A 14,211-nucleotide genomic window follows, 5' to 3' on the forward strand; every position below is an offset into this window, starting at 1 on the left:
CGCGCACGCCACGACGACGGTGCCGGACCCCCATCCCCCGCGCACATCGTAAGCGCAGGTCAGAGGCGGGTGAAAGCCGGTGCCCGCCGGTGCGACCAGAACTGTCACGAGGGATCGACCATGGCGGACACGGGCGGGGCGGATGCGTCCCGCTATTGTGAGTCCATCGTGATAACGCTACGGTAGAAGGATGCAGACAACGGAACGCCCCGCACCGGACACCGCCCGGGCCGCCGCGTGGTCGGACCTGTTGCGCTCCCACGGCCGCCGGGTCACCAAGCAGCGGCTGGCCGTCCTCGACGCGGTGGACCGCCGCCCGCACTCCACCGCCGACGAGGTCCTCGCGGACGTCCGCACGGCGCTGCCGGCGATCACCCTGCAGTCCGTCTACGTGGTCCTCTCCGACCTCACGACCGTCGGCATGCTCCGCAAGTTCGAGCCGCCCGCCTCCCCGGCCCGGTACGAGACCCGCACCGGCGACAACCACCACCACGCGTACTGCGTGCGCTGCGGAACGGTGGCCGACGTCGACTGCTCCGTCGGCCACGCCCCGTGCCTCACGCCCTCCGAGCACCACAGCATGCAGCTGCTCACCGCCGACGTCGTCTATCAGGGCATCTGCGCCGACTGCCTCACGGCCGGGGCCTCCCCCGCGCAGGCCGCCCCGGAGCAGCCCTCCGCGGAGCAGCCCCTCCCCGCCAGGGGCTGACGCCCGCCGGGGCTCAGCTCCGCCCGGTGCCGTCCCCGGCCGGAGCCGGCCCGGCCTCGGCGCCCCCTGCCTGCCCCGGCTCCTTCTCCACGAGGGCCAGGAGCTCCCGGAGCTGGTCGGCGGTCAGCGTGGCCACCGGGGGGTGCGCGTTGATGCTGACCTTCCGCGCCCCGGCGTCGAGGGCGAAGCGCAGCGCCTGGCGGGCCGGCGCGGAGCGGACCTCCAGGGTGGTGTCCAGCACGGCGACCTCGGGCGCGGACGTGAACAGCAGGAGGGTGTCCGGCGCGGTGCCCTCCTCCTGCGGCTTCGCGTAGACGGGCACGGCGCGCCCGTCCTGCACGCGCGCGCCGAGCAGCAGCACCGCGTCCGGGGCCAGGAGCCCGGCGAGCAGCTGCGACATGTTGTTCTCGAGCATCGCGGCCTTCACGGCGTCGTTGCGCGGCGCCCGCATCGCCCACTCCACCTGGGGGCGGCTGATCCGGCAGCCGCGGTGGGCCGGGTCGATGACCAGGTGGTCGTGCTGCGGGTCGTCGGCGAGCATTTTCAGGACCTTCACGGCGGACTCGCGCAGCAGCACGGGCTTGCCGCCGTCCGGGTGGTGGCGGTCGAACATGGCCTGGGCCTCCGCCGCCGAGGTGTAGGCGGCGAGGGACCGCGTGCCGTCCGGCTCCCCCAGGGTCTGGACGCGCAGGGTGGACTCCGGGCCCACGGCCTCCCCGCCCGGGCCCGCCACGAGGTCGCTGGCCGTGACGTCCAGCAGCAGGGAGCCCGCCATGCACTGCCGGACGACCTCGATCATCGCCTTGTTGTCGGGGGCGCTCACGAACCGGTCGACGGCCGCCCGCACGAGGGGGTTGACGACTCCCTCGGGGTCGGCCTGCTGCTCGGCGCCCGGGGCGAGGACGGGCAGCTCGACACCGTCCCGCCGGGCGAGCTCGAGGGCCCACGCGGGGATCCGGGCGCGGGTGCGGGGGAAGCGCTCGAGGTGCGCCAGGACGTCCTGGGCCGTGAACGGCCCCTCGGTCCCCCACTGGCGGGGCTCGCCGTCGAGGTCGTAGGTCCCTCCGATCCGGTGGGTCGGCTCGGGCCAGCCCTCGGCGAGGATCACGACCGTGGCCGTGAACCACGTCCCGCGCCCCGGGACGTGGACGTTCTCCCGCAGCTGCTCGACGGCGGGGATGACGGCGCTGTCCTCCTTGATGGGCCCGGCGGTGCCGGGCACCACCTCGTCGCCCCGCTGCTCGCGCACGCGCAGGTGCACGCGCCCGCCCTGGACCTTGAGGTCCACGACCATCCGGTCCCATCCCGGCTCCGTGCGCAGCACGGAGAGCACCCACGAGCCGATCGTGTTCAGCAGCTCCTGCCGGGCCGGCCCGGGGGTCGGGGTGTCGGGGGTCTCGCTCATGCGGTGGCTCGTTCCCGGCCCGCGAGGGGGCCTGCTCGGATCGTGGTGGTCACGGGACGGGCGCGGGGCCGGGCGCGGCACCTGCGGGGCCCCAGAGGTCTCGCCCCACCCTACCCAAGCGGTCCCCGGCCGCCGCGGGCGGAGCGGCCGTCCGGCGCCCCCGCCGACGCACCGGGCGGCGCCCGCCGTGACGCTCCCGCACCCGCGAGGGTTGCTAGCCTGGACGCATGACGAAAACGCTGCAGGAACTGATCGACGAGTCGATCTTCATCTCCACCGAGTACCAGGCCAGGCTGGCCGAGCTGACCCAGGGCGCCGGGTGGGACGTCGACTTCTCCGCGCCGGCGTTCACCCTGCAGACCGAGCCCCCCGTGACCCTGACGCCCTATCTGCTGGGCACCGAGTCCGCCTCCCGCGGCTCCTGGATCTGGTCCTGGCAGGAGCTGGGCCACTTCCCGGCCGCGGTGGTCTCCGCCGCGGTCCAGGCCCGCGAGGCCGGGGAGCGGCTGGGCGTGGACGAGCTGTCCACCGACGAGCTGCCCGTGGCGGAGGGCCTCGCCCGCCGGCTGACGCTGGCGGCCAAGGCCGTGACGGGCGTGTACGCGCACTACCCCGCGGGAGCGGGCGGCGGCGTCACCGCGTGGCTGCTGCTGGACGGACCCGAGTTCGAGCTCCCCGAGCTCACCGTGGAGCGGATGATGCGGGTCATCGCCGAGGCGCTGACCACGGACACCGCGGTGGACCACAACCTCGCCGTGGACTCCTACGCCAAGCTGCGCGGCGCCCACATCGAGTGGGACACCGAGGCCACGTGCGTGGTGACCGTGCGGGACGGCGCGCAGCGGTTCTGGTTCGACGACCACCAGATCTCCGGTGTCGAGCCCGCCGAGCCGTCCGTGGGCCCCGAGATCCTGGTGGACCTGGCCGCGGACGCCCAGGAGCGCGCCGCCACCCTGCGCGAGGACCGTGCCGCCGCCGAGGCCACGGCCGCCCGGCAGGAGGCCGAGCCGCACCGCGCCGCGGCCCCGGCGGCTCCCGCGGAGACCCCGGTGCCCGAGGAGGCACCCCGGGAGCAGCCCGAGCCGATCGAGGTGCCCGACTTCGTCGAGACGGAGCACGTCCGGCCCGAGCCGGCCGAGGAGCCCCGGCCGGCCGAGGAGCCGGCCGCCGCGCACGCCGGTGCCGCCGAGGCCGACCTCCCGTTCGACCAGGAGCCCTCGGACCGGGAGGTGCGCCCGGGCCGCGTGAGCACCACGGTGGTGCCCGGCCCCGAGCCCGTCCGCCCGGCCCGCGAGGAGGTGCCCGAGCCCGCCGCCGCGCAGCACCGGGAGCCCGCCGCGGAGCCGCAGGTGGAGCGCGAGGTCGAGCGCGAGGTCGTGGCCGGCCCCGGTGTCCCGGGCAGCGCCGGGACGGAGCCCGTGGTGGAGGGCGAGGAGACCGCCGAGGAGGAGCAGGGCGAGCGGAAGAAGGGCTTCTTCAGCCGATTCTTCGGCCTCTGACCCCCGGCGGTACCCTCGAGCGTGACCGCCTACAACACCGCACCCGGCCCGGATCCCGACGAGCAGTCGAGGACCCGGGCCGGTGTGCTCTCCGGATTCGCCGCCTACGGGATCTGGGGCCTGCTCCCGCTGTACTTCGTGGCCCTGGAGCCGGCCACGCCGGTGGAGATCGTGGCGATGCGCGTGCTCTTCTCCCTGGTCTTCTGCCTGGCGCTGCTGGCGCTCACCGGGCAGCTGCACCCCCTGGGCCGGGCGCTGCGCGCTCCGCGCACCCTCGGGACCCTGGCCGTGGCCGGCCTGCTGATCGGGGCCAACTGGTGGCTCTACACGGTCGCCACGACCACGGGGAACACCCTGGAGGCCTCCCTCGGCTACTTCATCAACCCCCTCGTGGCCATCCTGCTCGGCGTGCTGGTGCTGCGGGAGCGGATGCGGGCCCTGCAGTGGACGGCCGTGGGGATCGGGTTCGTGGCGGTCGTGGTCATGGCCGTCTTCTACGGGCGGGTGCCGTGGCTCTCGCTGGGCCTGGCCTTCTCCTTCGGCTTCTACGGCCTCGTGAAGAACCGGATGGGCGGGTCCTACCCGGCGATCGTGACGCTGACCGTGGAGACGATGGCGCTGACCCCGGTGGCCGCGATCGTCGTGGCGCTGCTCGGGGCGGACGGCAGGCTGACCCTGGGCAGCGAGGGCACCGGCCACCTCCTGCTGATGCTGTCCTCGGGCGTGATCACGGCCGTGCCGCTGATCCTGTTCGGGGTCGCCGCGACCCGCCTGCCGCTGAGCACCGTGGGCATGATCCAGTACGTGGCGCCCATCGGGCAGTTCCTGCTGGCCGTGCTCGTGTTCGGCGAGCAGATGCCCCTGGAGCGCTGGGTCAGCTTCTGCTTCGTGTGGCTCGCGGTGCTGCTCCTCGTGCTGGACGCGGTGCGCGCCCCGCGGGCGCGCCGCGCCTGAGCACCACGCGCAGGAGGGCTCCCGGCGCCGCGCGGCGCCGGGAGCCCTCCTGCTGGTCCCGGGGGTGCGGGACGGGGTCAGGTGGTGCGGACGTAGTCGTCGCCGCCGAAGCCCTGGTCGTTGTCCGGGACCTCGGGGGTGCGCCGCAGGTGGAGCACGGCGGCGATGAAGCCGCCCCACACCGTGCACACGGCCACGATGAGCATGATGATGGCGGGAGTGGTCATCGGGGGTCCTCCTGGGATCCGGTGGTGCTGGACGTGGTGCCGGAGCTCCAGGGCGCCGTGCCGGTCCCCGCGGCGGGGGCCTCCGCGTGCCGGCCCGTGGACCCGGCCGTGCCCTCGGCGAGGGCGCGGTAGGAGAAGTCCTGGTCGAGGGCCGGGGTGCGCAGGGCGGTGTCCGACCAGTGGGAGAGGTGCCGGTCCCCCTCCATCCGGTTCCGGTCCGTGAAGGCGTCCAGGATCGCGGGGGACGGGCTGAGCTCGTTCGCCCGGGAGGCTCCTGGCCACGGGAGCTTCGAGAGCACGTAGGCGATCACGATGAGCCCGAGCGCCATGCCCCAGCCGAACGTGTTGACGAACCAGGTGGGCATCTCGCCGTAGCCCTCCGCCACGGTGGTGGTGAGCGTGTCGATGAGGATGTAGCCCAGCACGATCGGGGTGAGCCCGCCGGCCACGACCATCCAGGTGCGCCCCAGCTTGAAGGAGGACACCGAGTTGAGGTGGTCCCGCAGGGTCGGCAGCGCGGAGAAGCCGGCCGTCAGGAGCATCACGGACACGAGTGCCGCGGCGACGATGCCGAACTGGTTGACGAAGTTGTCCGTGACGTCGAGCAGGTTCAGCCCCGTGGTGGTCGTGAACAGGGCCAGGGAGATCAGCGCCATGGGCACCACGACAGCCACCACGGCGGTGCGCCGGCGCAGGCCGAGCTTGTCCTGGACCGCCGCGACGACGACCTCGACGATGGACACGAGCGAGGTGAACCCGGCGAAGGTCAGCGACGCGAAGAACAGCACCCCGATGAGGGTGCCGAGGGGCGCCTGGGAGATGATCGTCGGGAACGCGATGAACGCGAGGCCGATGCCCGAGGTGGCGACCTCGTCGACGCCCACCCCGGCGACCCCGGCCATGAAGCCCAGTGCCGCGAAGACGCCGATGCCGGCGAGGATCTCGAAGCTGGAGTTGCCGAAGCCCACCACGAGACCGGAGCTGGTGAGGTCCGTCTTGGGCTTGAGGTAGGACGAGTAGGTGATCATGATGCCGAAGCCGACCGAGAGCGAGAAGAAGATCTGGCCGTAGGCGGCGACCCACACGGCGCTGTTGCCCAGTGCGGCCCAGTCCGGGGTGAACAGCGCGTTCAGGCCGTCCGTTGCACCGGGCAACGTCAGGGCGATGACGACGATCACGAGGAACATCAGCACCAGCAGCGGGATGAGCACGAGGTTGACCCGGCCGATGCCCTTCTGCACGCCCAGCAGCAGGACCACCAGCAGCGCCACCCAGGCCACGGCGGTGGTGCCCAGGACGCTGGGGACGAAGTCGAACGCGACGGTCACCTCGTCGGAGGTCTGCAGGACGTCCGCGAGGAAGAACGTGCCGGGGTCCTCGCCCCAGGCCTTGCTGAACGAGAAGAACGTGTAGAGCATCGCCCAGCCGAGGATGACGGCGTAGTACACGGCGATCACGAAGCTGATGCCCATCTGCCACCAGCCGATCCACTCGGTCTTGGGGTGCAGGCGGCGGTAGGCCAGCGGCGCGGAGGCGCGGAAGCGGTGGCCGATGCCGTACTCGAGCATCAGCAGCGGCAGACCGGCCGTGAGCAGCGCGACGAGGTACGGGATCAGGAACGCCCCGCCGCCGTTCTCGTAGGCGATGTAGGGGAAGCGCCAGATGTTGCCGAGGCCGACGGCGGAGCCGATCGCGGCCAGGATGAAGACGGTGCGGCTGGAGAACGCCTCGCGTGGCGCGGCGGCACGGCCGGGTGGGGACTGAGGGGTCATGGTCGTCCTCGGGTGCGGGAAGTGGTCTGCGGACGGCTACAGGCTAGCCCGTGGGACCGCGGGAACCACACCCGGCGCCACGGCCCGGGACGCACGGTGCAGAGCTTGCTCAGGCCTCGCGGTGGACGACGGCGTGCGCGAACGCCACGAGCGCGCGCTTGGCCACCGTGTCCGGCAGCGGCTCCAGCGACGCAATGGCCTCGTCGGCCCACTGCCGGGCGATCCGCCACGCCTCCTCGGTGGCCCGGTGCCCCGAGACGGCGGTCACCGCCCGGGCCAGGGCCTCGTCCGAGGTGAGGTCGGAGTCGAGGTGCTCGAGGGCGTGCACCGCCTCGGCGTCGCCCTCGCCCGCCATCCGGCGCAGGATGAGCACCGGCAGGGTGGGCACCCCCTCGCGCAGGTCGGTGCCGGGGGACTTCCCGGAGACCTCGTCCTCGCCGGTCACGTCGATCACGTCGTCGGCGAGCTGGAAGGCGATGCCGACCTTCTCCCCGTACTCGACCATGACGTCCACGACGTCCTGGTCGGCCCCGGCCAGGACCGCGCCGAAGTGTCCGCACGCCGCGATGAGGGAGCCGGTCTTGCCCGAGAGGACGTCGAGGTAGTGCTCCAGCGGGTCCTGCCCCTCGCGGGGGCCGACCGTCTCGTGCAGCTGGCCGAGCACGAGCCGCTCGAACGTGTCCGCCTGGATCTTGAGGGCCCGCTGGCCGAGCTCGGAGACCATCGAGGAGGCGCGGGCGAAGATGAGGTCGCCGGTGAGGATGGCCACCGAGTTGCCCCATACGGTCTGCGCGGTCGCGACGCCGCGGCGCAGCGGCGCGGAGTCCATGACGTCGTCGTGGTAGAGGGTCGCCAGGTGCGTGAGCTCCACGACGGCCGCGGACTCGAGGACGGCGTCGTTGATGCCGCCGCCGATCTCCCCGGCCAGCACGGTCAGCAGGGGCCGCACGCGCTTGCCCCCGGCCTGGAGCAGGTGGCGGGAGGTGACGTCGGCCAGGTGGTCGGCGCTGCGCACCGCCTCGTCGAGCCGCTCCTCGATCCGGGCCAGGGACCCGAGCACGACCGGGCCCAGCCGGTCGTCGGACGCGATGAGGTCGAAGCCGGCGGGCAGCTTCACCTGATCGGTGCCGAGACCTGCGGCGGGGCCGTCGGCGCTCGGGGAGGAGGATTCAGTCACGGTCCACCACTCTAGCGAGTTTTCGGGGGGCGGGTGTTGCCGGTCGCGGGCGTCAGGGCGTCCAGGAGGGAGACCACCCGGTCCTCCCACGTGGCGGCGGGGCGGTCGGAGAGCTCCGTCATGACCCGGACCACGAAGCGCATCAGCGCGGGCACGGCCATGCCGGTGCGCACGGCCGCCTTCATCACGGCGGGGCTGCCGATGAGCTGGGCCAGGACCCGGCCCTGGGTGAAGTGCGCGCCCCACTCCTGCCGGACCCGGTCGGGGTAGCCGGCGAGCACGAGCTCGCGCTGGGCGGGGCCGTTGGCGGCCGCGGCCGCCACGACGTGCTCGGCGGCGTAGCGGGCGGACTCCATCGCGTTGGAGATGCCCTCCCCGTTGAACGGGGAGACGAGGCCCGCGGCGTCGCCCAGCAGCAGCATCCCCGGGACGTGGTGCGGCGTGCGGTTGAAGGCCATCGGCAGGGCCGCGCCGAGCACGCGGCCGCGGCGGTGCCCCTCGTCGAACGTCCACTCGGCGGGCATGGACGCGGTCCAGTCCGCGAGCACCTTCCGGTAGTCCAGGGCCCCGAACGCCGGGGAGGTGTCCAGGATCCCGAGTCCCACGTTGGCGGTGCCGTCCCCGACGCCGAAGACCCAGCCGTAGCCCGGCAGCAGCGCCCGCTGCGGGTCGGTGCCGTCGGTGAGCTCGAGCCAGCCCTCCATCCAGTCCAGGTCCGAGCGCGGGGACTCGAAGTAGGCGCGCACCGCCACCCCCATCGGGCGGTCGTCCCGCTTGTGCAGCCCGGCGGACACCGCGGTGCGGGAGGAGTTGCCGTCGGCGGCGAGCACGACGTCCGCCCGGTGCTCCTCGGTCTCGCCGGTGCGCCGCCCGGCGGCGTCGAGGACGTTGGCGCGGGCGCCGACGACCCGGCCGGAGCCGTCGCGGAGCACCCCGGTCACGGCCCGGCGCTCGAGCACCCGGGCCCCGGCGGCGCGGGCGTGCCCGGCCAGGTGCTCGTCGAAGCCCAGCCGGGTGCGCACGAGCCCGTAGGGCGGGAAGTCGCTCAGCTCGGGCCACGGCACCTCGACGCTGCGCTCGCGGGCCACGAGCCGCAGCCCCCGGTTGCGGGCGTAGCCGAGCTCGGGACCGTGCGGGAGGCCCATGAGCCGCATCTCGCGCACGGCGCGCGGGGTCAGCCCGTCCCCGCAGACCTTCTCCCGCGGGAACGCGGTCTTCTCCAGGACGGTGACCTCGATCCCGTGCGCCGCGAGCCAGTACCCGGCCGTGGCGCCGGCGGGGCCGCCGCCGAGGACGAGGGCCCTCATCGGGCGGGGGCGTCCGCGGCGGGCTTGACGGCCCGGTGCACGGCCACGATGCCGCCGGTGAGGTTGCGGTACTGCACGCCCGTCCAGCCGGCCGCGAGGATCTCGGCGGCGAGGTCCTCCTGGTCGGGCCACGCCGCGATGGACTCGGCGAGGTACCGGTAGGCCTCCGGGTTGGACGCCGCGCGCGCGGCGATGCCGGGCAGCGCCTTCATGAGGTACTCCGTGTAGACGGTGCGCAGCGGGGCGGCCGTGGGGGTCGAGAACTCGCAGATCACGAGCCGGCCGCCCGGCCGGGCGACCCGCAGCATCTCGGCGAGCGCGCGGCGGTAGTCCTGGATGTTGCGCAGCCCGAAGGAGATGGTCACGGCGTCGAAGGACGCGTCCGCGAACGGCAGCCGGGTGGCGTCGGCCTGGACGAACTCGATGTCGGGGCGGCGGGCGCGGCCCACCTCGATCATCCCGAGCGAGAGGTCCGCGGCCACGACGTCGACGCCCGCGTCCGCGTACGGCTCGGACGAGGTCCCGGTCCCGGCGGCGAGGTCGAGGACCTTCTCCCCCGGGGCGGCGCCGACGGCCTCCGCGACCACCCTGCGCCAGCCGCGGGTCCGCCCCAGCGAGAGGATGTCGTTGACGAGGTCGTAGCGGGGCGCCACGTCGTCGAACATGGCGGAGACTTCGTGCGGCTGCTTGGACAGGTCTGCTCGGTTCACCCGGTCATTGTCGCACCTCGCTCCGACGCCCCCGCCCGGGCCCCTCCCCCGGCGTCCGCCCCGGATGCCCGCCCCGGACGCCCTCCCGGCGGCCCCGCCCGCGGGATCGGGGCCAGGGGCTGTCCGGCGGTCGGCCTAGACTGGGGGGCGATGTCTCCCACCGCCCCCGCCGCCGACCCCGCACCCGTCCCGCCGGTCCCCGTGCTGCACGCCCTGACCGTGCCGCTGTCCGCGCTGGGCGCGGACCCCGCGCCCGCCCCGGACCTGCGGGACCTGCTCGCCGGACCGGAGCTGCTCACCTGGACGGTGGACGGGCGCGGACTCGTGGCCTGGGGCCGGGCCGCCGAGCACACGGTGCGCGGCGCGGACCGGTTCACGGCGGCCCGCGTGTGGTGGGACGACCTGGCCGGCGCGGCCGTGGTCGAGGACCGCGTGGGTGTGCCCGGGACCGGGCTGGCCGCCTTCGGCGCGTTCACGTTCGCGACCGCCTCCGCCGTGGACTCCGGGCTCGTGGTCCCGGAGCTGCTCGTGGGCCGCCGGGGCGACGTCGCGTGGGCGACCCTCGTGGTGGCCGTGGCCCCCGGGACCCCCTTCGCGCTGGGCGCCGACGACGTCGCGGCCGCCTGGCTGCGCCGGATCGGCTCCGCCCCGGGGCGCCCGCCCGCCGCGGGCGGGCCGCCCGGGGCGGCGGCCGTGGTCCGGCTGTCCTCCGGGACCCTGGGCGAGCACGAGTGGACGGAGGCGGTGCGCGAGGGCGTCGAGCGCATCCGCTCCGGCCGGATGGAGAAGCTGGTCCTGGCCCGGGACGTCGTGGCGCGCACGGACGCCCCGCTGGACGCCGTGGCCGTGGTGCGGGACCTCGCCCGGCGCTACGAGCAGTGCTGGACGTACTGCGTGGGCCTCGGCGGGGACCCTGCGGGCGCGGGCCGGCTCATGGGGGCCACCCCCGAGATGCTGGTGCGGGTCCTCGACGGCGTGGCCCACGCCCGGGTCCTCGCCGGCACCCTGGACCGGGACGCCGCGCCCCCGGACGAGGACCCGCACGAGTACGCCGCGCGGGTGCTCGGCGAGTCGGAGAAGCAGCAGCACGAGCACGGGTTCGCGATCGACTCCCTCGAGGCGTCGCTGGCCCCCTACACCGACGCCGTCACGACCTCCCCGGAGCCGTTCATCCTCGAGCTGCCCAACGTGTGGCACCTCGCCTCGGACGTCACCGCCGCGCTGCGCCCGGGCCCGGCCGGGGACCCGCCGTCCTCCCTCGAGCTCGCCGAGGCCCTGCACCCCACCGCCGCGGTGTGCGGGACGCCCACGGCGGTGGCCGCCGCCGCGATCCCGGAGCTGGAGCAGATGGACCGGGGACTCTACGCCGGCCCGGTCGGCTGGCTCGACGCGGCCGGCAACGGGGACTGGGGCATCGCCCTGCGCGGCGCGGTGCAGGAGGACGAGCGCACGGTGCGGCTCTACGCCGGGTGCGGCATCGTGGCCGCCTCCGACCCCGAGTCCGAGCTGGCCGAGACCTGGGCGAAGCTGCGGCCGATGCTCCAGGCCCTGGGGCAGCGGGCCGCCGGGGCCCCGGAGCGCCTCGTGCCCGCCCCGGGCCTGTCCGCCGGCTGAGCCGGAGCCGGGCTCGCACCGTATCCTGGTGCCCGAACACGCGCGGGGCCACCGCCCCGCAGGGCCGGGCCCGCGCCCGGCCCGTCCGCGCCGACGACCACTGCTCCCACCGGAGGAACCCCGCATGCCCCGTCCGACGACCCGCCCGTCCCGCGCGCACGCGCTGGCGGCGCTGTTCGCGATCGCCGCCCTCGCCCTGACCGCCTGCACGTCCGAGAGCCCCTCCGGGGAGGCCGCGGACGGCGGCGGGGAGACCGCGGGGCCCACCGCGTCCTCGGCCGTGGCCCTGGTGGAGCCCGGGTTCCTCACCGTGTGCTCGGAGTCCAACTACCCGCCGTTCGAGATGGAGGAGGGCGGCGAGATGGTCGGCCTCGACATGGACCTCGGCCGGGAGATCGCCGAGGACCTCGGCGTGGAGATGAAGAACGTCACGCTCGCCTTCGAGTCGATCCAGTCCGGCGCGGCCCTCGAGACCGACCAGTGCGACGTCGCGATCTCCGCCCTGTCCATCACCGAGGAGCGGCGGACGGTGATGGACTTCTCCGACCCCTACTACGACAACGAGGTCGGCCTCGTGACCGACGGGGAGGACGGGGTCGGCTCGATCGACGCCGCCCGCGAGGAGCAGGTGCGGGTCGGGGTCATGCAGGGCACGGTCGGCGAGACCCAGGCCCGGGAGCTCGGCCTCAACGCCGTCCAGTTCGAGGACGCCACCACGCTGTTCACCGGGCTCAGCACCGGGAGCGTGGACGCGGTGCTCGACGACGTCACGGCGATCGCCCAGCACGCCCAGGACGACCCGGACTTCGTGGTGCAGGAGACCGCCGACCTCGACGACCAGCTCGGCGTGGCCGTGGCGAAGGGCGACGAGGCGATGCTCGGCGCGGTCGACGCCACCCTGGACCGCATCGAGGAGGACGGCACGCTCGAGAAGATCGTCGAGACGTGGATCCCCGTCCAGGAGAACTGACCCGGGGCCGGCGACCCGCACCCGGGACGCCGGCCCCGTCACCGTCCCACCCGTACCACCCAGAACGGACCAACCCATGGCCATGACCATGCACCAGAGAGCACGGCTCTCCCGCGGCGTCCAGTACGCCGTCCTGATCCTCGTCGTCCTCGCCCTCGTCGCGGTCGCCGACTGGCCGCTGCTGGTCGAGAAGGTGTTCAACCCGGCCATCGCGGCCCAGCAGTTCCCCGGCATCATCGTGGTCGCGCTGAAGAACACGCTCATCTACACGCTCCTCGGCTTCGTGGTCGGCCTCACCGGCGGTGTGGTGCTCGCGCTCATGAAGCTCTCGTCCGTGGCGCCCTACCGGTGGCTGGCCACGATCTACATCGAGTTCTTCCGCGGCGTGCCCGCCCTGCTGGTCTTCCTCGCCTTCGGCTACGGCATCCCGCTGGCCTTCGGCTTCCGCTTCAACCACTACGTCACGGTGATGATCGCCCTGGGCCTCGTGGCCGCCGCCTACATCGCGGAGTCCCTGCGGGCGGGTCTGCAGGCCGTGCCGAAGGGCCAGTACGAGGCCGCGCGCTCCCTGGGCATGTCCCACGCCCGGGCCATGGTCACGATCGTCATCCCGCAGGCGCTGCGGATCGTGCTGCCCCCGCTGACCAACGAGGTGATCCTGCTGACCAAGGACTCGTCGCTGGTCTACCTGCTGGGCATGGGCGTGGGCCAGTACGAGCTCACCAAGTACGGCCGCGAGGCCATCTCCGGTGCCGGGGCGGGGCTCACGCCGCTGGTGGTGGCGGGTGTCTGCTACCTCATCATCACGGTGCCCCTGGGCATCCTGACCCGCCGCTTCGAGTCCAAGACCGACCGCATGAAGAAGTCCTAGGAGCCTGACTGTGAGCACTGCATCCTCCCCCACTCCCCGGTCCGGGCCCGGCGGCGCCGACGGCCTCGCGGACGCGGCCTCCGTCGTCGTCGAGGGCCTGCACAAGTCCTACGGCTCCCTCGAGGTCCTCAAGGGCATCTCCCTCAGCGTCGGCGCCGGCCAGGTGGTCTGCCTCATCGGCCCCTCCGGCTCCGGCAAGTCCACGCTGCTGCGCTGCGTCAACCTGCTCGAGACCCCCCAGCAGGGGCGGATCACGATCGGCGACTTCGAGGTCACCGACCCCGAGGCCGACGTCGACCGGATGCGCCGGCACGTGGGCATGGTCTTCCAGCAGTTCAACCTGTTCCCGCACCTGAACGTGCTCGAGAACTGCACCGTGGCCCAGCTCAAGGTGCTCAAGCGGGACCGGGCCGAGGCCGAGCGGATCGCCCGCGGCAACCTGGAGCGCGTGGGCCTGGCCGAGAAGGCGGACAACTACCCCGACCAGCTCTCCGGCGGGCAGCAGCAGCGCGTGGCGATCGCCCGGGCCCTGTCGATGGACCCGTCCCTCATGCTCTTCGACGAGCCGACCTCCGCCCTCGACCCCGAGACGGTGGGCGACGTCCTGGCCATCATGCGCAACCTCGCCGCCGAGGGCATGACCATGCTCGTGGTCACCCACGAGATGGAGTTCGCCCGCGACGTCGCCGACAAGGTGGTGTTCATGGACGGCGGGGTGGTCGTCGAGGAGGGCCCCGCCGCCGAGGTGATCCGCCACCCCCGCGAGCCCCGCACCCAGGCGTTCCTCTCCCGCGTGCTCAACCCCACGCAGGTGCAGGCCCCGGAGCAGTGACCCGGCGCGGTCCGGGCCCGCCGTCTGCGGACGACGGGCCCGGACTCATATCCGCGACAGACCCGATCGAGGACATCAATACCCCAGGCATGTGAATCACCCCCTGGTGGATCCCTGGGTCTTTGCCTCATATGACCCGGATCACAGCTCTGCCAGGCTGGACG

General features: G+C 73.8%; 13 protein-coding genes. 7 read left to right on the forward strand and 6 right to left on the reverse strand.

Features of this window, described 5'->3' with window-relative positions:
• The first annotated feature begins 190 nt into the window (after positions 1-190).
• Positions 191-709 (forward strand): Fur family transcriptional regulator, encoded by a 519-nt coding sequence (locus tag RF644_RS11945; RefSeq protein WP_368796668.1) that lies wholly within the window; start codon positions 191-193, stop codon positions 707-709.
• 13 nt (positions 710-722) lie between these two features.
• On the opposite strand, the gene RF644_RS11950 is transcribed toward RF644_RS11945, so the two are convergent.
• Positions 723-2,114: an SseB family protein gene (locus RF644_RS11950; protein ID WP_368796669.1), complete on the reverse strand. Its 1,392-nt coding sequence runs from the start codon at positions 2,112-2,114 to the stop codon at positions 723-725.
• 227 nt (positions 2,115-2,341) lie between these two features.
• Here RF644_RS11950 and RF644_RS11955 point away from each other — a divergent pair, with 227 nt between their 5' ends.
• A complete protein-coding gene (locus RF644_RS11955) occupies positions 2,342-3,613 on the forward strand; it encodes a DUF6882 domain-containing protein (protein ID WP_017832441.1) in 1,272 nt (423 codons plus the stop codon).
• 21 nt (positions 3,614-3,634) lie between these two features.
• On the forward strand, positions 3,635-4,567 hold the full coding sequence (rarD, locus tag RF644_RS11960; RefSeq protein ID WP_109268142.1) for an EamA family transporter RarD: 933 nt from the start codon (positions 3,635-3,637) through the stop codon (positions 4,565-4,567).
• Positions 4,568-4,644: 77 nt separating this feature from the next.
• Here the strand turns inward: rarD and RF644_RS11965 are convergent, their stop codons facing one another.
• From RF644_RS11965 to RF644_RS11985, 5 genes are all read right to left on the reverse strand, one after another.
• On the reverse strand, positions 4,645-4,794 hold the full coding sequence (locus RF644_RS11965) for a methionine/alanine import family NSS transporter small subunit (protein WP_017832443.1): 150 nt from the start codon (positions 4,792-4,794) through the stop codon (positions 4,645-4,647).
• Positions 4,791-6,566 (reverse strand): sodium-dependent transporter, encoded by a 1,776-nt coding sequence (locus RF644_RS11970; protein WP_017832444.1) that lies wholly within the window; start codon positions 6,564-6,566, stop codon positions 4,791-4,793. The genes RF644_RS11965 and RF644_RS11970 overlap by 4 nt, the downstream gene beginning before the upstream one ends.
• 109 nt (positions 6,567-6,675) lie before the next feature.
• Positions 6,676-7,683 carry a polyprenyl synthetase family protein gene (locus tag RF644_RS11975; RefSeq protein WP_368796741.1) on the reverse strand — a complete coding sequence of 336 codons (1,008 nt, stop codon included), beginning with the start codon at positions 7,681-7,683 and terminating at the stop codon, positions 6,676-6,678.
• A 71-nt stretch (positions 7,684-7,754) separates the two neighbouring features.
• Positions 7,755-9,050 (reverse strand): geranylgeranyl reductase family protein, encoded by a 1,296-nt coding sequence (locus RF644_RS11980; RefSeq protein WP_368796671.1) that lies wholly within the window; start codon positions 9,048-9,050, stop codon positions 7,755-7,757.
• Positions 9,047-9,760: a demethylmenaquinone methyltransferase gene (locus tag RF644_RS11985; RefSeq protein WP_368796672.1), complete on the reverse strand. Its 714-nt coding sequence runs from the start codon at positions 9,758-9,760 to the stop codon at positions 9,047-9,049. Before RF644_RS11985 ends, RF644_RS11980 begins: the two co-directional genes overlap by 4 nt.
• A gap of 150 nt (positions 9,761-9,910) precedes the next feature.
• On the opposite strand from RF644_RS11985, the gene RF644_RS11990 reads away from it, so the two are divergent.
• From RF644_RS11990 to RF644_RS12005, 4 genes are all read left to right on the forward strand, one after another.
• Positions 9,911-11,374, forward strand: coding sequence for an isochorismate synthase MenF (locus RF644_RS11990; RefSeq protein ID WP_368796673.1), 1,464 nt, complete (start codon positions 9,911-9,913; stop codon positions 11,372-11,374).
• 124 nt (positions 11,375-11,498) lie between these two features.
• Positions 11,499-12,344 carry an ABC transporter substrate-binding protein gene (locus tag RF644_RS11995; RefSeq protein WP_368796674.1) on the forward strand — a complete coding sequence of 282 codons (846 nt, stop codon included), beginning with the start codon at positions 11,499-11,501 and terminating at the stop codon, positions 12,342-12,344.
• Between the two features lie 76 nt (positions 12,345-12,420).
• Positions 12,421-13,215, forward strand: coding sequence for an amino acid ABC transporter permease (locus RF644_RS12000; RefSeq protein ID WP_323633109.1), 795 nt, complete (start codon positions 12,421-12,423; stop codon positions 13,213-13,215).
• Between the two features lie 97 nt (positions 13,216-13,312).
• A complete protein-coding gene (locus RF644_RS12005) occupies positions 13,313-14,047 on the forward strand; it encodes an amino acid ABC transporter ATP-binding protein (RefSeq protein WP_217905729.1) in 735 nt (244 codons plus the stop codon).
• Positions 14,048-14,211: the final 164 nt, after the last annotated feature.

Origin of the sequence: Kocuria sp. CPCC 205258 (assembly GCF_040981005.1) — a bacterium.
GTDB lineage: Bacteria > Actinomycetota > Actinomycetes > Actinomycetales > Micrococcaceae > Kocuria > Kocuria rosea.